Origin of the sequence: Paenibacillus sp. NPDC057886, assembly GCF_042796655.1 — a bacterium.
In the GTDB taxonomy this organism is placed as follows: Bacteria; Bacillota; Bacilli; order Paenibacillales; family Paenibacillaceae; genus Paenibacillus.
In genome coordinates, this window is record NZ_JBHVMZ010000004.1 from 503,989 (window position 1) to 527,377 (window position 23,389).

Consider the following 23,389-nt stretch of genomic DNA (forward strand, 5'->3'; position numbering starts at 1 on the left):
GATCCTCCTTTCTTTAGGTGAATAACCAGATCCGTTTACCGATCACACACATCTTAGGCCTCGCTTTCCAAACTTCCAGCAAGCACTTGATGAGTGCTTCTACACACTGGTCTCCCCCGCCACCTTCGCAGTAAGGAATGACATAGACATCATCACAGATCCAGTTAGTCAGTTCCATCCAGTCCAAATTAGCGTATTCATAACTCCGCGTGCCAGCTTCCTGAAGTGAGGTGAATACCCATTTGAATTCATGTTTACCTTTAGGAACTGGATGCGAGAAGGTATAGTAACCACCCTCTTTGGTAAATGTTTTGATCAGCTCATCATCAATGAAAAAATCCAGCTGACAATCAAACGGCTCAGGTATCCACACCCATCGTTCATAAGCTTTGAAGTCATGCACCCGGAAGGTGGTCATGTATCGCTTTCCTGTCCAGTCGCTGATCTGCCCCTTCTGATCTGTGGTAATCTCCACTTTATACTTGCTATATGGCTTGGGAGCCAGATCATTCAGTTCGAAGCCCCGATACCCATCCCCGTAATACTTCTCATCCCATAACACTTTTCCGTCCTCGCGGGTAATTTTCACGCGCATATGACTGTTATCGCAGCCGCCCATCCAGATCGGTTTGTTATTCCACACTTCGAAGTGAGTCACCTCTGCCCAGGATGGATCAACTTTATCAATATCATCTAAGCGCAACGAACCACCCCAAATCATTGCACCGTCTCCTGCGCATCCCTGCTCGAATTTAACACGAACCTCATATTTCTTTTTCTTATCTGAGGTATTTTCCACTTCAATAGAGATGATCTGATCATCTTCATTCGTCACGTACTTTGGTGGAAGTAGTAATTGACCGTCCTCAAAGGTTTCAATGACTATTCTTGTGCCCGGACAGGCTCTGCTCGTATTTTTATACAATCGAATTACATCAAGCCATGCATGACTTCCCCCATCCGGAGCAGTTGTACCCGGCCCAGGTGGATTCCATGAATCTTCCCCTGGGTGAGGGGACTCTCCTTCTCGATACAATAGTCCCTGAGCATCTTTACAGTAGGCATTCCAGGTTTCTTTGAAGCGCCCTCCGCTGAGAGTGAATCCACCAGCATCTAAACCGCTGCCTCCAGAAGCACCTGAAGCTTTATGTAAACTGTATTTTACCGTGTATGCCTTACCAGGTAATGTATAAGCAGAAAAGTCCATATCGTACGTCTGTATCTCTCCATTACTTGCTGGGTAACGATATGAGTGGAGAATCACACCTGTAGATTTATCTATCAAATCAACTAAGGCATATGTAGAACTATCTGTTCTGTTGGGATAAACCAAATTCCCACCGTTTAATCCAGCAGTATCTTTGGTTTTAATGGATAGATTCTTAATAGAAGCATGGTAGAGAATACTATCTTTATCTTGATCACTGTCATTAAAAGTATCCGTAATGCCAATGCAGATATAGTAATATCCTGCTTTCAAATTAGTAACTGTTTCAGAAAAGGTCGCTGCTGTATTCCAGTCAGTAGCACTTATATTCTTGTAATTCACTTTCCCGTTATTTTTACCTCTGTTATTAATTTCGTTTAATAGCATTCGTTTTGTACCAGATTCAGGATAAAAATACACCCTGAATCTCGCTTTTTGTTGATCCTTATCTCTCAGATAACAAATATATCTAAAATCAATGCTAAACTCGCCTTCACAGTAAAATCGTTGAAAAATCATTTTGGTATGTGGACTATCAAACTCCGTTTTCGGTTCCCCAGGAGATAGACTTTTCACATTTAATCCGTAATAATTGTTTTCTTTATTTTGATAAATGGTACCTGGTTCGGCATAATATTGTCTCATCATGTCCGAAGTTCGAATGGGTCGTAAACCCGTGTTGTTTAATTTCTTTATAGGATATACCTTTAGTGTCTCAACATAATCAATTTTACCAATGTGAGGAGCATAAAAATCCCGGGTAATATATTTTCCTTCATCCAAAAGTCTATGACTACCGTCAAAGGTTGCTCCTTCATTTTTCCATCCCCACAAACTCGTTTGGTCAGACCGTCCTGAATAAGAACTTTGTCCATACTGAATTTCATGATTTTTCATTCCACCAGGAAAACATACTTCTCCAAACGGGCTTTGGGGTGGCTGATTGGATTGACCATTACCGTTGCCACCAACAGTTCCGCTTCCTGATCCCCCTGTGTTACCATCGCCAGGCACGTACGCCTTCCCATCTCTATATATCCAGCGGAAACGGTGGCTGCCTGGGGGCAAAGGATACATGCAGTTTGTTCCATCGTTTCCATTCGATTGATTTCCTGTCCAGACGGAAATGCCATCTACCTGAAGCTCCAATTTTTCTCCAGGATCAAAATCGCCACCATACTGCCAGAATATGTAACCTGGCTTATCCAGTTGTGAATCAAGTTCGCAGATGAATTCCTGATCATGTCCCTGCGCCAACATCACTCCATCACCATGAATCAATTCTTTCCAATCCCAGCTTCCTATAAATCTTAATCTTGAATCAATCTTATCTTCTTCATTAAACAATTCATCAAATACCATTTCATCTCTATTCGCACCCGTTTTTGGATTGTAATTGTAATCCATCGCGGGATAAATACGCATATGCTCTTTAATATTTAATTTGGCACCAGGATTTAGCTCTGCACTATATGCAATCGTATCTCCGCTTGTTTGCGTAAATGCTCCAGCATCGGTTACATTCCAGCCACGGGTCACATCAACATATGAACCTAGCGGAGACGTTGTGCGGTATGTATTGCCTGTGTTATTACCATAGGTAAACAACTTGTCCAACTGATATTTAAAGGGTTCTTCCGTTAAACTATCTCTGATTCGAAATTGAATTACGTTGTTTCCAGCTTGCAAAGGAATACGTACTTGTTCGCCGTTACCATTCATAGTTGTATAATGAACGGACATACCATTTACAGCTACCTCAAACGCTTCAGTAGGCCGTAACTGGTGCTTATAACTGAATATGAACCACCCCTCATCCGGTAAAGGTACCGAGGTCTGGGCAATCATCTCCCCTTCCTTAGGCTCATCTAGACGCAATACATCTCCTTGATCAATCCAACTGGGACTTCCCGTCATGTACCATTCATATTTCCCAATCCCTTGTCCATAGTGAAACGGCTCCCAATGATCAATCTCTCGCGGGGGGCAAGTTACTTCAAGTGCACCTCTCAAGTCCACCGTCGTATCCGGCCCTGCAACAATTTCATATTCGATTTTAGCCTGGTTAGCCTCAGTTTCTGAATATTCCCCATTCAGTCTCCACTCCACACCATGCACCGATGTAGCATAACTACCATGATCTCCATCCCCGCGCTGGGTGCGTTGAAGCATTTCATCATCAAAAAACAACTGATAATCATGATCGGGATACGGCTCTTCATCCACACCCATTTTGTAAGCAAATGAAATCGTACCATCACATTCGTTATCCAGGTCCATTGTCATGGTTTTCTTACGCAAATCATCCGTAATGAACTGTCCTTTAAAATGTGCCTGTGCCACACTTTGCGGTGATCTTACAACCCAGTTTCCATACTCATATACGTCCTCGCCATCCAGATCGTAATCCTTCGGCGCAGGTGGCTTTCGTGTATCTACGATCTCAACAACTTCAACATCCTTAATATAGATGCCATTGTTCTGCCATACTTCTGGGCGCATTTTACGGATCAGCCAATCAAACTTATACATCTGTCCTGGCTGCAGCGTAAACGCGGCTTCCTGCCAACCGCTACTCTCGCTCCATTCGCCTCCGACTTGCTGCCCGTTAATATAGAACAGCATGCCATTACCGCGCTTGGCACTAGCCAGGTACTTGAACCTGATCTGTCCATAACGCTTTACGCGCCAATTAAATGTAATCTTGGATGAGTTTCCAATCTCCAGGAGCCCTAGGTCCAGTTTCAAGATCATCTCGGAACCAGATTGTTCATTTCGGCCTACGGAGTGGACAGCTACCCATTCCTGATCCTCCGTCGATGATACATATCTGAAGAAATCAGGGAATTTATTCGAGAACGGTACGTCCTTTTTCATCGAAAAGAGCGGTATCTCATATACGGTAGCATCAAAATGATTGAAATAATTCCCACTAAAATGATGGTAGTAGGGTGCCGGACAGACTGGCAATGATACACCATGATGGCTTCCTCCCGACTTCTGGGCGTTTTCAAGAATCTTGTGAATACAGTCTTTCACCATCTGCAGTACTCGCTGATATTGTGTTTTATCTGGAGGCTGCTGCTGTTCTACCCACCATTCAATCCTGCGGTACATATTCCATAGTGCTTCACGGCATCGTACACTCGCATACCAAGACTTATCTCTCAGATATTGTTCAATGATTTGATCAATACTGTTTTCAAGTGCATCCAATTGAACCGTCTGCCATCGTCCGATTTGACCGTAACCCGGATCACCCAAAATAGGATTATTTTCAGCACCATGCCTATCCGTTTCGCTTCTCGGTGCATTGGGACTCTCCGGGAGATGCTCTGGATGGTTAGGATTGGCATAATCGTCTTTATCAGCTATCTTAGCTCTCATATTGGCGAACAATACGCCTTTCTGAGACATTGTAAACAATCCAAATGTATGACCCATAAAATCACCTCGTACTCGCTCTATACGAAAAAAAGAACACTGAGTTAATCAGTGCCCGTTAAATCATATTGTAGTTTGGAATCAGTATAAATTTGTAGTTTACCTCCCATGATGGATACTGAGATTGTATACCATCGATTCCTCTCCCATTTAAAAGGTTGCATCGGAGAACCTACAGACTCTTTTCTCCCCGCGACGACATGATACAGCTGCATCGGTGTCCTCATGTCCAGAGCATTTGTCGAATCACCACCATTGACCATGAACATCCAATAGTTATTGGTATCTTGCATTTTAAAAATAATACCAACGCCGTCGTCACCCTTCTCGTTCTCATCTACCTTGAAATCGACAGAGAATTTATACTGATCCCCCAGAAAATTATTCCGGTACCATCCGTTGATTTGGGAAGTTTCATTTTTACTGTAAAACTTGCCGAGGAGTTCATCCCGTTTCCAATCGCCTCCTCCGAATTGAACCCAATCATCCGCCTGAACAAGTTCAAGTGCATCCATCTCTTTGGAGTATGGGAAATAAACGTTGAACGGATCATGAGGATCATACTCTTCGGGCACGCCAAAACCACCCTCCCAGTCTTCAGGATTCATTCCGTGGTCCAACAGATTATCGGTATAATCGAAAACAAGTCCCTGCGCGGTAGTATCCATGAGAGGCAGATATCCCTCAGTAATCCGATCCCGATAAGCCAACACCGAATCGACTTCAATCTCAGAAGCCCGTCCTTCCACTTTGGCTTCGTGATAGATCTTCATAAGATGCGCTGTTCGTTCCGGCAAAAATGCAAAAAGCTGTTCCAAATACTCTGCCCGCATCTCAGGTCGTTCAGCAAAAATAAAGCCCGTGATCACCTGCGTACATCGTTCCTCAAAGGTTGCGAATGTATCCTCTGGATTCTGCAATTCAGACAAACGAGCATTCGCAAATGTTGCCTCTCTTGTCTGGTTTTCCAGATGAGATATTCGTTCATCCTCTCGTTCTACAGTGATGACATCCTGTTGAACAAACGCCACTCTGCCCTCAAAATCTGCAAATGAAAAATCATCAACTTCTTGTCCTGATCCACTTAATTTAATTGATATGTTAGTATCTTCTGTATTTAATTCACCATTAAGACTATTCTTAAATGCAGTCGTTATTTCGTATTGCCCTGTAGAATCACGTGGTCCGGTTTCACCGGATAATCCTGCCCCAACATTAGCGTGGTGCGCTGAGTTCGTGCCTGTCCATGTATAATCGATTAATTCGCTATCCACATGTCCTTTCTTTCCTTCTGAACCATCTAGAAGAGAAGCATCTTGATCCAACTTGCTAGCATTCAATTGCTCTCCCACATGCCCATGCTGTTGGATTTTTAATGCTTCAGACATAGTAACAATTGAGGAATCATTGCTCGCCTTTTCACTGATTAAAGATTGCTCCCAATCTGCCTGGGAATTACCTTTTGTGCTTAATAAACCGGACTCAAATGTAGCCTGAAGAGGATTTAGAATTCCCGCTATATCTTCCTCAAGACCTGTGATTCGCTCGCTCTTTGATCCGTTCCGTTGTTCTTCAACATACGAATCTCTTACACGTTTATCTCCGTTGTTGGTGAAGTGATATTCCGAACTTTTACCACCCTTAGTAGCGAGAAGATGTTCTTCCAAATTGCCATATTGAGGCTTGGTAGAAAACAGCATTTCTTCGATTTTTCCATACTGAGGTTTAATTCCGAGTAGCTGCTCTTCCAAGTTGCCATACTGGTATTTAGTTGCCTGCAACTCCTCTTCAATCTGTCCATATTTGAGCGGTAAGCCTCCAATAGACTCTACTGGCACATCTGCGTATTTAGGTTTATCCCCGCTCTCAAGATATTGATCCATCAAACCATATTGATATTTGGTAGCAACCCATTGGCTTTCCAGATTTCCCTGTTGTGGCTTATCAGCTATCCACTGTTGTTCCAGATTGCCGAGTTTGTATACCTGACCCAGAAAATCTTCATTCACCCATGAATCTTTCAGTTGAGTTGCATATTCAACTCGACCTGATTGCTCTACCAGTCGTTCTAAGTTCATGGCCACTTGCATTCCATCATTCATGTTTTCCTGTTTTAATTCCATATAACTGTAAAATGATCCTTCTTCCGTTACACCCAGTCGATGATTCGTTTCCGCCATATAACCATCATCCCATTGCATTTTACGCAAATCCTGATATCCAAGGCCGTAGCCTTCATTAGATAGACCTTGGCGTAAAAGTGGAGCTCCTAATTCATAACCCTCACTTATGTTTGCTTGACGAATTCCAGAAGTGCTGGAGGTATACAACTGAATGACCTGTCCTTTTCTCATTTGTGAAGAAGCTCCTGAAACTATCTCTCCAGTCTGTTGAAGCTCACGGCTAACAGGACTGCCTAAGTTATATTCCTTACTCACGTCTGCTTGTTGACTGAAACGGGCACCGATGGAGTATTCTTCACTAATATGAAGTTCTCGCAGATCTGTTGTACCCACAACGTATGTAATTGAATTCTCACCTGACCGAAGGATAGAATCTCCAGTAGCATAATCTTGCTCGTTAAATAATCCATCACGATTGTGATTATAAGCATCGACCGCTTCATTCACCATCCCGAATTCTTCCTGTGAGTGAGCAGACTTCATCTCTGATAGATCCTCTTCGAAAAATCCCGGTGATGCATGAACAAATCCAAGAGGAGTATCAAAATTAAAAGTAATGGGTTTGGCATCCCAATCCGCATAAGTCACCTCGATGGTTTCTCCACGCCGATCAAACTTTGAACCTGTATTTTGCTCATTCAGCAACCCTACTTGATTATAGTCGCTGTCTTTTTCCTTGATGGACTCGGACATTTTATCTTCTACATTCCCATGATGGGGGAGATGATCTGCATCTAGATATGCTATATCTGTCCATGCATCATCGGTCTCTTGGTATGCTTCCGGCATGTCCAGGTCAGTGATAACTTGTTTCAACTCCCTAATACCTTCGGAACTGAACGTAACGAATCCACTATCACTTTGTTGACTTGAACTCAGGATACCCACTTCAATTAATGCATCTATTCTCTCTCGAACTCCAGCAAGAAGGTTTTCATCCATAAAGGCGACATCATCGGTCTGATATACTGCATCAATCATCATCTCCAGCACAAGCGCGGGACGATCCAATAATTCAGCTGCAATCAATGAATCTTCCAGATGACCCGGATATAACTTGTTTCCAATCGTTCCACCATCACTGATGAACTTTTTCAGCAATTCATCCAAGTAAACCATATGCTTCTGCGTCATATTCTTTAGGGATTGCCACAGTTTCTCTACATTGAGCTCTTTGCTGCCTTTAAGTGCCACATACATCTCATCGTCAAGAAAAAGGTTTTTACTATCCCTACTCTTCAGCGCCTCGTAGACAGTATCTTCAATCGTCAATGTCTTATCTTCACGGTCTCCACGTAAATGCTCTGGCACCCAAATGCTTTTCTCTGAACTTCGGTCACCAAGGGTTGAGGATCGTAATTCTATCTCATATGTATCCGTTCGCTCAGCATGCACTTCTGATTTGGGAAGATATATCGCTCGCGGACCAACATGGCCCGTATCGAATTGGTTAGATACAAATGATTCAAATTTGTCGATCCTGCGCCCTTCTGAATATTCTCGAAGCAGATATGCAGCTTCCTTATCTACCCGAGTGCCTTCAGGTTTATTCCTATCGACATAAGCGAATTCTACTTTATCCCGATGTGCATGGGGTTTATCCCGTAAAACATTCCCGAACTCCGTAGAATCCCTTGATGCAAGAATTTGCTTATTGGTGTGCTCAACCACCCCAAGTACAACAATAAGTCGATGAGCCTTGATTTGCGTATTCACATCTTCAATAAAAGTAGGATTATGATTTATGATTCTTTTACCCCAAGGGAATTCTTGATCTATTCTTACTGAATTATTACCTATAGTACGCTGCGCTCTTGGAAAAACATTTGGAATCACCCAGGGATCACTACGAATATCTCTTAACGCAGATACGGGATGATACCTGTTCGCTGTAGGTCTGTCCATATAGGTTTGCACATCCTGTGTCATGCTTCCCCATAGATCAACCTTATTGATCAAGGTAGGCGCAGTCACTCGACTACGATCCAGATTCATGATTTCGTTTAAAGAAATAATATCATGCTCAGTACTTCTTCTATATAACTGTGTTTCGGCTAAAAGCAGTTCTTTTTTAGTATCTCTTTCCATTTGGAGAGGCTGATGTACAACACTTGGGAATTGGCGTGTTTTCAATTTGGCCAAAACAGGTGGACGCATGATTAATCCGTTCTCTAAATCTTTGCGTTTCCCCAAATGCTGTACGTACTGCATGTGCGTTTCAAAATCAATATGCCGCAAAGCTTGATTGAACTGAGCTAGTTGCCCCTCGAACCGGAGATTCCTTTCACCCTGATCTGGTTTATGAGCACTCATTGCTCTTGTATGATCCATTGAAGAGAGAATCTGATCATGCACAATTCCCATAAATTCTTCTTGCAAGGAACGTGAAGAATTCCCTATTGTTATGTCATGATCCATAATTGAATCCTGTTTATAGGAACGATGGGAATCACTCATAAGCTCCTTGGAGGTATTTCGATGATGAGTTTTTGTAGCTTTTAGCATGTTTCCATATGAAACATCGAGTTCACGCCGAGTCATTGATGACGCGAAATCCACCTTAGATATCGCAGTGTCTTTCAGTCTCTCTTTTACACTGTCGATTACATTCTCTATGATGCTTTGTCGCTCTGTTTCTTTCAAAGCACCATCCACCACCATTTGCTCCGTGAGCATCGAGACTGTCCGATTGGCTATCGCTAATATCTCAAGTCGAGTATGCTTCTGAAGATCTCTGGCTGACTCCATGATTCGTTCAACTACTGTTTCAACTGCATCATCTCGATCATAATCTCTAATATAATCGAGAATAACATCCTGATCCGAGAAACGAATCCCCCATTGGGAAGGATGAATTTTGTCCAGATTTTTCAGCAAATTGCGTGTCACTGTAACATTCTTGAATATTCTCAACTCTTTGTTATTATCAACACGCCATGCTGCATCTTCCGTATGCAACTCTCCATTATGCAGCCGCTGCATTCGATCAGCGACCTTTTGTTCAGAGCTATCCATAAGATCGCTACTCCGAAGAGATGTTAGGGAGCCCTCAAACCTTCCTTTCACCTCACTCTCTTGGAATCGATCACGCATGGCCTTTATGCCTTCTTCGATATCACCTTGTACCGTATATCTTTTGTCTCCAATAGGTACCTCGCTTATCGAAGCATGATCCCTTGCTCGTACATCAGACAGAACGATGAATTGTTCTTCGCCTTCTAAGTCTCTCTTGATGGAGTCAATCAATTCGTCTTTTATCGTATCATCAGCGGTATTCCGTGCCATGTAGAAATCTAGCATCAATATGCTGGCATAACGACTATAAGGAATATATACGAACATATAGTCCAAAGGTCTGCTTCCTGTACTGCCTACCTTGAGCAAATATCCCTGTGATGTCTGAACAATGTCCCTGATACTGAAATAGTATTCGTTTGTTGTGAGCACTGCATCACCCCCTCCAAATAAAAAGGGAACTCCTGAGCGGAGTCAGGGTTCCCTCTACTGAATCTATACGATTCAGGTCTATGCTTGTTTACTTGAGTAACGTACCTCTTTCAGAATCGCGACGCCCATACGTTGATTTGCCGACAAATTCATGAAGTTCTGCTGCGTGTCTGTGTCGAAATAACGATAAACCTCTTGATGCCAAGGTTTTCCTTCCACGTCGATAATCAGCTCATCCAGGTGAAGGATATTATGTTTCGTTACCGCAATACAGTTGTCAAACTGACCGCGATACCCCTCATACGGGTGGACAACGTAAATTGGTGACAAGTGATACTTGGACGTCCATTTGGATGCCTGGAAACCCTGTGGTTCCAGTTCAAGGCCCGTATCACCAAGTTCAGGATCAATAAAGGCTTTGCCTACCGGTGGTGCTTGTGTAATGAAAGAAGGATAATGGCTTTGGAATTCAATACCGGATTTGGTCTTGAGCATCTGTAACGTGTTGTTACCTGCAGAAGTATACTGTCCATAATAGTATGTACCGTCTTTAGCGATTGTTGCAATATCCGGTTCGTCAATAACTGCACCTGCCGTCAGCATAACGTTTCCGTCTACATCATTGAGGTTATACTTGAATGGCTTCAGAGCACCTACATAGAGGAATGATTTTTTGTAATCCAGGAAATTCACAGCCGGATCTGCAACCAGAACCATGGCCAATCGATTATTCATAACATTGATATACATATAGACCGGTTTTTCTTTGTTTCGATCCGTTGGCGTATGACTCTCCAGTGCCCACTGGTACAATACAGGATGACCTGTTAATTTGAATGTTGGCAGTGTCTTCACTGGCAAAGCAGCTGGCTCTTCTCCTTCCAGTCCTTCAAGCAATTGGACCGTCAATGTACTATGCTCTACATATTTAGGTGTTGGTGTGATTACTCGTGGAACAATAGCGTGATTTGTGAACTGTACATAGTATTTTTTGGTGATTGGCGTCTCCATTGTTCCAATGGTCATAGTGCCTTGAAGGATCAGCAGACTGATGCGATTTTCAGCATCCTTTTCCTCGTAGAACACTTTCCATGAGTTGTTTTCGGCTGACTCCCCCGCTGTTGATTCGAAGGGGAATTTTTCGAAAGCCGTAATTTCCTCTTTCAACTTGTTCAAAAGATCCTGGGATGTTGTAATGGTTTCCACATACTTAAAATTTGCCATGTAGTGATACCCTCCTTATTTAATTTCCTTAAGTATTGCAATCGTGACCTGATCAGGTACAGGGGACTGCTTGAAAAAATTCATTGGCGATTTGATGCTAAAGAACTTGTAAACTTCTGTCCAATTACCGCCTGCAGGATTACTGCTGTCTTTGGGGATCTCCGTATCTACAATCAATTCATCCAGATTCACCAGATTCTGATCGTAGATTGCAACGACTCCATCCATATAACCGCGATAACCTTCCGCTTGGTGCACAAGATATACCGGACTTGCATGATATTTCCCGGTCCATAAGGACTTTTGGAAACCATCTTTGTCTAACACTAGTTTAGACAGTTCTTTCGGAATGCTCCCAACATCGGGATAATTCGGTAGCTGGGTGATAAATGCAGGGTAATGAGCCTGAAATAGCACGTTACCTCTGGTTCGCAGAAGAGATACCGAGTCCATGCCGTTCGATGTATATTCTCCATACTGTGCATACTTGTCCGGATTTAAGTCTGTTCGAATCTCATTTTTGGTGTAACCGGTCAGCTCTGTCTTCAAATCTCCCATTCCGACTGTTAAACCAAAGTTACCATTGTGATCATGATCGTTAAAAGGTACGATCTTACCAAAATAGCCAAAACTGCGGTAATATCCATGAATGTTTGGAGAAGGATCCCCTTCGAGGACAACAGCTGCTCGATCGTTATTGACCGAAATGTGGTAGGCTACCAAGTAATCAGGTCTCCGCTTTTTGTTCGGCAACCATTTTACGGTCGAGTTACGACCGTAAAAGAAATGGGAAGGAGGACTAATGAGTTCAGTAACTCCATCGAAATCTTTGTCCCATTTGATACTTGGTGGTGTATAAAGTTTAGTTGCTTCCGGATCATTCCACTGCTCGTACATCGCTTCTGCTGCTGTCTGATCCATCACAACCGGTGTTGACCCTGGTGACACCGTTACCGGATTACAAATGCCCTTATATGTAGCTGACGGATCACCTTTGCTTAACTCTCCTACAAATCCAACGCCATGCTGGCAATCAAAATAATTGTAATCGCCGCCTGAGAAGTTTTGTGGCTGAGTAAACATGATGAAGTAATCACGTGAGGAAATGCCCTCTGGTACATCTGGTGTAGCTTTTAACACAACCTTAGGTGTGGTGTAATTGGTTGGTTCTGCAACGTAATATCGTTCGGTGAACGTGTATTTTGTTGCAAGGATGGGTTCTGTAGTATAGTAACGCGTATATCCATCTATATAATACAGCTTGTATTCTACCCTTAATTTATAATTTTGTTTATTTAATGCATATGCCCAGTCACCTGGCATTTCAGAAATAACCTCAAATTCATTCCAGTCCGTGATATCGACTCGCGATCCATCTTTTTTCTTGTGAATTTGTTTAACGAAATAAGAACGCACTCCAACTTTAGATGTTTCATCTGGAATAACAACAGCTAAGGCACCCGGGATGTTAATAAGAACTTTATTGTCTTTCTCATCAACAAACTCATGTGTAGAAACAAGTATTTTTTTTCCTGATAACCTATTAGGTGTATCTAACACCTCATTCAAGTACCCATTTTCATCCACCAGTAATCTTCCATTTTCTTGCGCAGTAATACTCTGCAAATTGCTCGCCAATTTCAATACATCATACAACTTGCCATCGGAATGCTTATACTTCCCTTGCACTCCTGAACGGGTCATCTCTTTATAGGTCACCCATACATCTGACAGGGACTCGTACACTTTCCCCCATTTGTTCTCTACATTTGAACCATCTGCAGTCGGAATTTCCGCCCCCACAATGGCATCGGCCAGATCGAAAATAATATCCTCAGCTTTACTTTCACCGGACACGAACCCACTAAATTTGGTTAATGGTATTGTCTGTGCCATCGTCACCCTCCTTATCTCAAAAATTTGATGTTGTACCAGACCGACTTGGCTTCAGCCACTACGTTTACGAATTCAAACTTAATGGTCGTTCCCGCCGGAATCGGGTAGACAATTCCGAAACTATTACCCATGGATACCGACTCAGGAAGCTCCTTCGTATAAATGGTGTGGCACACCTTTTCGGTCCCGATCGTCAGTTCCCAGTAATCGCCGACACAGTAGTGACTCGCAGCAAACGCAATGCTCAGAAACTCCGTGTCATACGCCAAGGTGAACGTATCGGACTTGGTGGTCTTGGCCGCCGGAATGTCCAACATCTGTCCCCGTATGAATGGGATCGTTTTTTTACTGAAGTGTGGGTACGGCAGCTCGCGCACTTTGTCGATGACGCCACCCGCGATGTAAGAAACATTAAATGCCATGGAACCACCTCCTAAATGCTATATACGATTTACGCTCGTTCCAGTTAAGCGTCCTTCGTCATCATAATTTAGACCAATATTGTAGGTGAACATCGACTCTCCACCTGGATCAAATGTGCGGGCGGTCACCTGTGTTAACCTGAAATACTTGTAGTATTCATAATCTGGGTGGGAATAGCCCACCCCGGAAGGAAAGTCTTCCTCTTCCTCTGAACCGAACTTCATCCAGATCGAAACCTTCCATTCCGATTCATAGAAGAGGTCTGCTCCAGTCACTCTATCCGGGTCCTGCATGTGTTCCCGATATAATGTAACGGAAGGTTCACCTTCAAGAGGAGAACTGTTCGAATTTGAAGTACTGCTATACTTGCGTAATTCCCGGTGGATCAGATCCAGCACAGGAAAAACAATATTTTCATTCACAATACCGGCCATTACACCATCACTCCCTTTCTTGCCCACATCATATCAATGACCTGAAGCATGCCCCGATCCACAGAATAGCTTGTTTTGATACTTTTAATCGTGTATACGGAGCGGGTGGTAGTCGTTTTATCCGTCACGATAACGTTGTCAAGCAGATCAAGAGCAGGGTTCGCAGGAATAGATACCTGTAGCGTACGGCACATGCGTTTCATATCAAAAAAAGCTCGCTCTGCCACCTGTCTCTTGGCTTCAACCGTCTTGGCCCAAGGAACCGCAAGCACCATGGTTCGGATCTCTCCTTTGAGTTCCAGCAAGATCTCCTTGTCCACAAAACTGCTCTGTTTTTGATTCGAGTCGATAACAACGATGTGACTTCTTCCTCTGGACCAATCCGTCGATTTGGTAATGGAGATCAGATTGTCATTCTCGGAAAACTCCGCAACGACCGGTTTGTCATAATTCAAGCGCTCCAATCGGTATGTACCATAACGGTCACAGTAGCTTCGATAAGGAATCTCCGAAATAATATGCTGAACGGCTTCCGTAACTTTGGCGGACCATTGCTCAAACGTTTTGCCATACTCCTCGATGAATGGATTAAGCCATCCATTGGGCGTAAGTACCGTACTTGCATCCTTGACTTCAAACTCACCCTCCTGTCCCGGTACCGGAACAATGACTCTGCCCGTCTTCTGATTCACCTCAATCAGATAGGTTTCGTCGATCACATAGTCAGGATAAGAGCGATCCTCACTGGTTGCCCTCCAACCCACCATACCTGCATGTTTAACCAGATCTAATACAACCGTGGATTTAACCCAAGCCGGCTTTTCGAGCTCCACAGGCTGAGCTGGTGTCGGTGTAACTGCAGGAGTGGAGGTTGCTGTTATGGTCCAGCTTGCCGGGTCTGCGAGCATCTCCTGATAAAAGGTCCATACCTTGTTCACCCAATTATCCCGATCTTCACTCCAGGTCATCGGAGCAATGTCTCCTCCATTATGGAAATAAAGTACATCAGCCTTTGAAGTCACTTTCTTTCCCCTGGAAGCCAGTGCTTTGGACATCCGTTCTGCTCCGCGCTTCATCTGCTCCGGAATGCCTTCGTATTCCTTGCCAGGGATTCCGTATCCAAGAATAAAGCTGCCATTCTCCTCCCTGCCCATACCTTGTGTGCCAAGTACGGTCTCATGCTTGCATATCGCAAGTAAAAATTTGTGATCCGGCACACCATACGCCGCAGCTTGAGCTTGGGCAGCCTGAATAATGGATGATGTCCGGTCCGTCCCTACTGCTGCAGGGGGCACCGGATCTGGCACATTATCAATCTCATCTACCTCCGGATAAGCTTTTTTCTCCGAAATGACTTTCTCGATAATGCGCTTGTACATATCTCGAGCCGTGATCTCCAGCGTGGAGCCCTCACCATTAATGTCCACTTTGTCAATCAGTCCGGTAAATACCCGCATCATATGCTGACCATAACCCATGTAAATACGTATCGGTGTGTTTTCACTCAGAACTCCAACATGGAATCCATTGGCAAAATAGGACCACGGAGATGGCACCCCCCCAAGCTCGGGAAAATGGGCAGGATTATAATCCGGGGAGAAGAATCCCCTGGGATTGGAGATAGTCAGCCGTGCTTCCCTGGCTTCAGAGTCAAACTGATCATCGATTTCGGCACTAATGATATTGGGAAGAACCTGCGTGTCCATATAGACAAAAGATCCAACCTGAATAACATCCGACTCTGGCCTATTGTTCATGACAAAACCTTCATAGCTGTTCGTTTGGTAATAGCCTTTGGACGGATCAAGTCCTTCTTCACTCTTTTGATTCTTCAACGGAGCAGGCAACAACTCTTGTATACGAATATAATCAATGGCGAATTTTTTATATTTCACCTTCGAAGCAGGAACCGATCCAGGTGGGACAGTGTTGTTTTGTTTGCCACCATAAGTCACCTTAATTTTGATGCTTTTGGCTTTTGCGGGGATTACAATATTATTCAATTCCGTTAGTTTGGTCAGGTCATATGCCCCGTTGAACTTATTGACATAGGCATACGTTTTACCATCAATCACCACAGCGAAAGAATCCCCTTCAGCTTCACTAAAATTAGTCCCCATTCCAATACTAAGAAGCCCTTGAGTAGGCATGCTCAGTTTTGTCACGTTAATCTCAAATTCGGCAACGGCGGCTTTGCCTTCAAACGTATATAGCAACTTGCCTCCCGAATCAAACAGAGTCCAGCCCGATTCGATCTTGGCATACTCCGAAAATTTCAATCCGGTTGTATAAACGCTTTTCTCATACCAGTTCCGTTTATCGAATTTCTCATACAGTTTAATCTCTCCTGGATATCCTTCAACCTGAACCGGCACTACATCAGTAAATGTTGTTTCCGCATCTCCGTGCATTTTACGCTTTCCACTCAGATATAATCGGGGATCGACCGCCTTACCGCCCTCTCCAGTCTTGGACGTTGGACTAACCCCTTCCCAAATCTCGAAATGCAGATGCCTTCCTCTGCCCGCGGCACGTTCAGCAGCTGAAACCTTGTGCCCATTGGTGTAGACCCCCCCTGTGTTACCAAGCGTACCAATCACTGCCCCCTGTGCTACTTGATCATCCACCGAACAGAGAATTTCTTTCAGATGAAAGTACTTTGTAAGCAAACCATTGGCATGCCTGATCGTTACGGCATTACCCGCGCCCTTTGTTTTATTCCGAGCTGTATGTACGACCTTCCCAGCCCAAGCCGCCAAAATTGGTGTTCCAATCTCATCCCACAAATCGATGCCTCGATGACTTCGAGAACCGCCATCTCTAGCTGCACCAAATTTATCTGTAACTGTAATGCTATCAATCGTTTTACCCTTGACCGGAAAACAAATATCCTGAGCGGTCGCTTCGGTCGAACCGTTATATATGCCGTTACTAGACTCATCCACCCAAACGGATTGTGTACTGATGACGGGCACTAGCTCAGAAACCATATGCCTGAACTCTTCTGTCCGTCCCGGGATAAATGCCAGCCTGTCTACTTCGACCCGAATATTGGGAAGTGCTCCTTCCCCCAGCTTCAGACGTTGGGACAGCACATTCATAACCTCATCCGAAATTGGAATCATATTGTATCTCCCCCTACTTAAATCGCTCGATGGTCCACTTCATGAATCGGTCCAAGAAAGCTACGGCTTCAGCCCGTGTCATAGCAGAGTTACCCAAAAACCATGTCTCATCCGGTTCCGTACCACCTACAGGTCTGCCCATATTAGTTACCACTGCAGCACCATCCAGCTTTTTCTTGATATTGATGCCTGCAATCAGAGGATCATTATTGGAAAATGTTTCATCTTCCATCTCGGAGACGGCTATTTTCCAGAATGCATCCTTATTCTGTACGACTCGCTCACCCTTGGTTTGATAATAAATGGCCGAATCTTTTCCTACGTCTGCGAACCTCTCGCTCACATCTTTGAGATAATAGAAAGTCACTTCGTCGCCTTCTGAGAAAGGTTGATTGAAGACAACCGTATGATTGTCAATTTCTGAATAAGGCGGAGTTTCTTGGACTTTATCTTTTTTTTCTTCTTTGAATTTCACTGTAACTTTAAGTTTATTTTTACCTGCTGGATAATTGCCGTTGAGTCTAAACACCCGTTGTCCTTGAAATGCCGTAATAGGCTCATTAATCCCCGTCGTTGGCGCTTCCTTGTCCGTAAATCTGGCATAGAACACCTTGCGTAGCTTGTTAATCAGATGAAAGGCTTCTCCCCGCTGTATAATCGCATTAGGAAAGAAACAATTATTGTATGCCGGTTTGAGAGTTGTCGCTTTGATGTCTTCACTCTTGAATTTGAATGCCCCACCGCTATTTTTGGTCCAATAGTTGAACTTGCAAGTGACACCGTTCAGATTAAATGGGAGGAAGACTGAACCCCCTGGACTGACACAATATACATCTGTTCGATAACCAATTGCCTTTGTTGCAATTTTGGTTACCGCTGCCGCATCCCCCATGGTGTCTGCCCATACCTCGGAAGGAATACTTAGTCTGCGAAGCGGTTGGCCTGCCGCATACAAATATTCCTGATGATTACGACTGAATGGATCGTAGAAATAGGTCGTTGCTGCACTAAGTGCAGCTCTGGGCAGATCTCCAGTCCAGGAGACGGGTGGCCTTTTCCAATCACTGTCCAGCAATGGTTCTCCATAACTACAGAAGGACACCACCTGACCTGCTTTCACACCGGTATACAACTCTACATCGGTTAACCCCTTACTATTGGTTTCAGCCGTTTCGTAGATCGTTTGAACACCGTCAATAAACACATACAGTGGATTGTTATCTGTCGGCTTAATCAGAACAGGCAGACTGAATGAGGTTTGCCCCGCTTGCCCTTTGATTTCCTCATATACAAAAGGCTTGCCTTCCTCAAACTTGTTATAGTTGATCCCCGCAACAAAGACTTCACCATCTTCCAGAACCATATTCGTGGCTTCCATAACATCGTTATAGAACCAGTCCCCTTCGTTTACATCAACCCATTTTCGTATGATAAACACCCCCTATCTTTAGAATAGACAGAAAAGAGAGTAGGTCACCCTACTCTCGAATTGTTCGTTCCAGCAGACGCTTGGTGCGCATCAGGCAAGTAACAAACTCTGCTCTGGTTATAAAATCTTCAGGCCTGAAGTATAGAATTGGTGTACCATCCAATTCTGTTACAACCGTCAGTCCCAAATCAGCCATGCGTTCAATGGAATCTCTTGCCCAGTGATTCTTACCTTCAGTCGTCTGTAAATCCTGGAACTGCACTGCACTCTTGCGGTCATATCCATCTTTCTTGATTAGGGTCATGGTCAATTCGACTTTGTAGCCCTTCTGATCTTGATCCATCGTATCCTGATGATAGAAGATAGGGTCGACTTTGATGGACTCTACAACACCAACATAAATATTGCCCTTCTCATCATAAAATTTGTGCGTCCAGCCTACGTACATGGCGTAGTCATGATAGGATTGCTTGTCTTTAAACAGGATGTTAATGATGGACTTGTACGAAGACACGCCCATCTGATGAAAATGCGAGGGAGCATTAATCATTTTAATCTCCCTCACTTGCGGATTGGGCGAAGGTGAAGAGTACGGATCAATAATCCGACCTATCACAGGCTCGAACTTCATGCCTGTATCCACAAACAGCTTTCTTTTATACCGGTCATTAACTGAGCCAAACGGGTCTTGCTGAGACATATCAGATGCCCTCCTTACCTAATAAAAGATACGGGGTAATTACTCCCCATTCTTGCACCGACATTGCTAGCCATCCTGTTTACAAGACCCGGATTGTTCTGCCGTAGTGTCTTATCCAGTGACGACGTCAGTTTCTCCACATCTTTTGTGCTGCCTGTCATATTGTCGATATTCACATGCACCGTGACATCGCCCGCCCCAACCATCACACTTTTATGTGTATTGTTTGTCGTCATATAATCAAAGTAATCCATGACTTTAAGTCCTGCTGGAGTGTTGAATGTAGATATGGGTTTATCCATTTTTTTGCTGATTTCGGCCAAATTTTTGGACTGTTCTACACCCAATGATTGGATTTGTTTAAAAATCTCCATATATTCATCCGAGCCCGGTTTAAACAACCCACTATTCAGCAAATTCTGCCAATCTTGCTTGATCGAACTCATTTGTGAGTTCAGCTCAGATGCACGGGATTTGTTCAATGCAATCAATTCTGGTGCATCTTCCTTACCCCCATTGGCCGCCAAAAGATCGTACATTCGTTTGTCGTAATCCAACTGTGTCAGCTCAAGCTGATCGTTCATCTTGCGTCTGAGTTCGTCAATTTTACTGTTTTTAACACCGTTCAGTTCAAGCTCTGATTGTGCCTTTTGCTGCTTCTTCTCATTAATCTCCAGACCGAGTTCATCTTTTTCCTTGCCCTCCGCCATCTTGTCGTACGTTTTCTGCAAACTAGCAATCGCCTTATCAAAGAACTTGATATTTTCTTGCAAATATTTCTCCATCAAAGCGCGCATCTGGCCAGAATCCTCGCGGACACCGCTAATCAACAGACGGGATCGAGCGACTTGATAATTCGTTTCGTTGTCACTTGTTGACTTGTTGAGTTGACGATTAATCTTGGCGATCATTTCATCGATACCATTGCTTTGCGGCTGAGCTGTATATCCGTTAGCAATGGTACCACTTCCGCCAGCACCAGGAATGTACTGAATCTGAGGCTGCACATATTGTACTTGTGGTTGAGTGTTCTGCTCAGGCGCCTTTCCAGACTCCTTGTCCATTTGAAGCTGTGACTCTTTTTTCTCTTGCTCGTAGTTGTATACTTTGGCGAGTTTCTTCTCAACCGCATCTCCGCCATCTTCAGACCATAAAGCTTTGAATCCTTCTTTGTAATCACCAAACTTGTTGTTGGTAGCATTGTCCCCAAATATCGAACTCATTGTCCCGGATATAGCGGCATCCATCCCCAGGTTAAGCCCTTTCCACACTTTCCCTATAAAAGATGACTGCTCCACATCTTTGAACTGTTTTGCCAACTCTTCCTTGTTCGTAGCCCGAATATTCTGCTTCTCCGCTTCAGACTTGCCCATATTACTAAGCGGATCAACAAGGCCTGAAATTACATCCATGGCCCCCATCGCAACACCAAGCCCTGGTACAGCTTTTAAAGGTCTTAACAACCTTGAGCCGGATTTCACTAATTTCGAAAGTTTTCCCGGTGTTTTAATCCCACGTGCAGCACGTTCCGCATTGATATCACGCTGAGTAATCAAATTACCTTGTCTATCTCGAAGAATATTTCCACCTTCATCACGAGTCGGAGCATTGCTGTCAAAAAATGCTTTGCGATTGCCTGTCTCTTTCATGTCCTTAAATCTGGAAAGAAGACCCCTTTTTTTGGACTTTTGCTTTTCCTTTTTGGAATCGCCCCCCGGATTGAATTCATCCATGATCGCATCTTTCATGACATCCTTAATCAGGTCTTCATGACGAGCCACGAAGGTTTTGTTTGCCAAGTCATCCTTTTCTTTATCATCTTTTGCAGCTGATCCGGCACCTGCACTCCCTGTACCCGGAACAACAAGGACTCCTCCAGGAGAGTTCATCATAGTAGCCAATTGAGCGTGTTCAAGCTCCTTCAATTTGGAGATGTATGCTGCGGCATCCATTGAACCTTGTCTGAATGAGGCATTCAGTGCATTCACTTCACTCCTTAATTTGGATAGCACATCATTTAACAGAATCGATTGTTTGCGCAGTTTCTGGATCTCGGATTCGTAACGCTGAACATCGGTTGAGCCATAAAGGAACTCCGCATTCAGGAAATACAACTTATTTCGAAGCTCCACTGCATCCAGATCCATATCATCCATCGCCAACATCAATATTCTCGCTTGATGCTCAAGCTGCATAATCGCTTTTCCGTTTTCATCCAACTCACGGCTTAGAAATTCAAGACTCCGTTTTGTCTTCGCCATCTGCTCATCGAGTGAGTCCATTTCCTCACGCAACAGACGAAGTTCCCTGCTTTTGGCCTTGGCTTCCTTCTCCGCTTGGTCACGTTCTCCTGCGTGAAAGGAGAAAGCTGCTGAATTACCATCCTGGATTGCCTGCTCATAGAGGGATTGTTGTTCATCTCGTCTAGTATGTAGCTTGAGCACTTCTTCTTGCTTGGCAGTTGCCCTTGTCTGTATCTCTGCTTTACGGGTACCTTGAGCACGAAGACGGTTTTGCAGTCCTGCCCTTTCCTGGGTTACACCCGCACGGTGCACATCAGCAACTCCGATTGGGTTGGAGGTGTTGCCTCTTGAGCTTTCGCCCTTCCTTGTACCTGTATCACCCTTACCATATCGCATCTGTTCTCCATCGTTCATGACATCGGCGAACTTGTCCCAGGCCACTTGAACTCCTGCTTCTTCCATAATCCGATTAATCAGTTCCATATGATCTGCAATTCCGCTGGATTGGTCTCCAATTAATCGCAAGAATGAAACAAGATAGGTCGGGAGCCCAGAAAACTCTTCTTTTAACCCCTTCATGGCTTCATATGTAGAGATTTGGAATGCAGTACGGAACTGGTTTTGACGAAATTGCAAGTTGTCTCTTGTCTCTTTCCGCGGAACCATGGAAGCTGTATTCTCGCCAGCTGTCTTAAGTTGATCCACAAGAGCGCCAACTGACGCCTGATCCTGAGTTAAACCACCACTCAGACCTGAATGACCTTTCTCCTGAAGAGACAATGAAGACGTAGCCATGAAACGGGCAAGAGCATCTTCTTTTGTTACTTCACTCTCACGTTCACCTGATGCAGGCACCGTTTGTTGCATGGCCTTGATCAGGTCCTGAATGCTTACCTGTGAGATAGTTGCAGCCTTAAGCATCATGTCCGTCACTTTAGATAGATCATAACCGTTCATTCCCCAAGCAGAGGAAACGGCTTCCAAGCCCGTAGCAGTCTGATCTACATCCACATTGTCATACGAACGCAACTTGGCGACTTCTTTAGCAAAGGCTGTAGCTTCCTGAGGATTATCATAGGAGCGGGAACCAATGCGATATGCGAGACCCACATCCTCCTGATCCATACCATGTTGCAGTGCAATCCGTTGTAGTTCCTTGACGGTCCCGTCTGTTTGACCTGTTTGACCTGATGATCTGATCTCGAAATTTTGATTTGCCTTGGTCATCTGGTCATCCATTTGACGTGATGAATCAAGTGATTCCTTCAGCATAGTGGGTGAGTACCCTCTGGCTTCGCCTGAGAAGATATATTTCATCATGTTACTCATAGAGTCCACTAAATCCTGTGAATCGGCTTCCGGCAGATCTTCCATTGCATTGAAGGCTCCACGATAAAATGTCTCCAAATCCTTGGTTAACGTTGCAATCATTTGGGACTGCATTTCGTCCCTCATCTCTTCAAGACGGTTAACGAGCGATTGAAAGCCTGATCGGTTACCACCTTTCAAGTCGGGGGTTTGGACACCAGACTGCTCTACCTCCGTTAATATCTCTTTGATTAAAGAGTGTTTTTGTTCTTCTGTGTCAGCCAAATTCATCACCACCTTTATACATAAATCCCGTTCTACCTTAG

10 protein-coding genes are annotated in these 23,389 nt (G+C 44.1%); all 10 read right to left on the reverse strand.

Going from position 1 to position 23,389, the window contains the following annotated elements; translation table 11 throughout:
• Positions 1 to 13: 13 nt before the first annotated feature.
• The 10 genes from ACFVQB_RS16585 to ACFVQB_RS16630 all read right to left on the reverse strand — a co-directional run bounded on the left by ACFVQB_RS16585 (position 14) and on the right by ACFVQB_RS16630 (position 23,348).
• The gene (locus tag ACFVQB_RS16585) at positions 14 to 4,651 is read right to left on the reverse strand and encodes a hypothetical protein (protein ID WP_379441001.1); all 4,638 of its coding nucleotides are present in this window, start codon (positions 4,649 to 4,651) and stop codon (positions 14 to 16) included.
• 44 nt (positions 4,652 to 4,695) lie between these two features.
• Positions 4,696 to 9,816: a hypothetical protein gene (locus tag ACFVQB_RS16590; protein WP_379441002.1), complete on the reverse strand. Its 5,121-nt coding sequence runs from the start codon at positions 9,814 to 9,816 to the stop codon at positions 4,696 to 4,698.
• A gap of 543 nt (positions 9,817 to 10,359) precedes the next feature.
• Positions 10,360 to 11,505, reverse strand: a complete 1,146-nt coding sequence (locus ACFVQB_RS16595; protein WP_379441003.1) for a hypothetical protein — start codon at positions 11,503 to 11,505, stop codon at positions 10,360 to 10,362.
• Positions 11,506 to 11,520: 15 nt separating this feature from the next.
• On the reverse strand, positions 11,521 to 13,401 hold the full coding sequence (locus tag ACFVQB_RS16600; protein WP_379441005.1) for a hypothetical protein: 1,881 nt from the start codon (positions 13,399 to 13,401) through the stop codon (positions 11,521 to 11,523).
• An 11-nt stretch (positions 13,402 to 13,412) separates the two neighbouring features.
• Positions 13,413 to 13,823 carry a hypothetical protein gene (locus ACFVQB_RS16605; protein WP_379441008.1) on the reverse strand — a complete coding sequence of 137 codons (411 nt, stop codon included), beginning with the start codon at positions 13,821 to 13,823 and terminating at the stop codon, positions 13,413 to 13,415.
• Between the two features lie 18 nt (positions 13,824 to 13,841).
• Entirely contained in the window at positions 13,842 to 14,258 is a 417-nt protein-coding gene (locus ACFVQB_RS16610; protein ID WP_379441011.1) for a hypothetical protein, read from the reverse strand.
• A complete protein-coding gene (locus ACFVQB_RS16615) occupies positions 14,258 to 17,383 on the reverse strand; it encodes a M23 family metallopeptidase (RefSeq protein WP_379441013.1) in 3,126 nt (1,041 codons plus the stop codon). Before ACFVQB_RS16615 ends, ACFVQB_RS16610 begins: the two co-directional genes overlap by 1 nt.
• Positions 17,384 to 17,396: 13 nt before the next feature.
• On the reverse strand, positions 17,397 to 18,821 hold the full coding sequence (locus ACFVQB_RS16620) for a hypothetical protein (RefSeq protein ID WP_379441016.1): 1,425 nt from the start codon (positions 18,819 to 18,821) through the stop codon (positions 17,397 to 17,399).
• A 40-nt stretch (positions 18,822 to 18,861) separates the two neighbouring features.
• Positions 18,862 to 19,512 carry an S-layer homology domain-containing protein gene (locus ACFVQB_RS16625; RefSeq protein WP_379441019.1) on the reverse strand — a complete coding sequence of 217 codons (651 nt, stop codon included), beginning with the start codon at positions 19,510 to 19,512 and terminating at the stop codon, positions 18,862 to 18,864.
• A gap of 14 nt (positions 19,513 to 19,526) precedes the next feature.
• Positions 19,527 to 23,348: a hypothetical protein gene (locus tag ACFVQB_RS16630; RefSeq protein ID WP_379441022.1), complete on the reverse strand. Its 3,822-nt coding sequence runs from the start codon at positions 23,346 to 23,348 to the stop codon at positions 19,527 to 19,529.
• Positions 23,349 to 23,389 lie beyond the last annotated feature (41 nt).

Excerpts from the sequence above, each read along its gene's own strand:
- ACFVQB_RS16600 (WP_379441005.1), bottom strand. The coding sequence starts at position 13,401 with ATGGCACAGACAATACCATTAACCAAATTTAGTGGGTTCGTGTCCGGT.
- ACFVQB_RS16595 (WP_379441003.1), bottom strand. The coding sequence starts at position 11,505 with ATGGCAAATTTTAAGTATGTGGAAACCATTACAACATCCCAGGATCTT.
- ACFVQB_RS16625 (WP_379441019.1), bottom strand. The coding sequence starts at position 19,512 with ATGTCTCAGCAAGACCCGTTTGGCTCAGTTAATGACCGGTATAAAAGA.
- ACFVQB_RS16585 (WP_379441001.1), bottom strand. The coding sequence starts at position 4,651 with ATGGGTCATACATTTGGATTGTTTACAATGTCTCAGAAAGGCGTATTG.
- ACFVQB_RS16590 (WP_379441002.1), bottom strand. The coding sequence starts at position 9,816 with ATGCAGCGGCTGCATAATGGAGAGTTGCATACGGAAGATGCAGCATGG.
- ACFVQB_RS16615 (WP_379441013.1), bottom strand. The coding sequence starts at position 17,383 with ATGATTCCAATTTCGGATGAGGTTATGAATGTGCTGTCCCAACGTCTG.
- ACFVQB_RS16610 (WP_379441011.1), bottom strand. The coding sequence starts at position 14,258 with ATGGCCGGTATTGTGAATGAAAATATTGTTTTTCCTGTGCTGGATCTG.
- ACFVQB_RS16605 (WP_379441008.1), bottom strand. The coding sequence starts at position 13,823 with ATGGCATTTAATGTTTCTTACATCGCGGGTGGCGTCATCGACAAAGTG.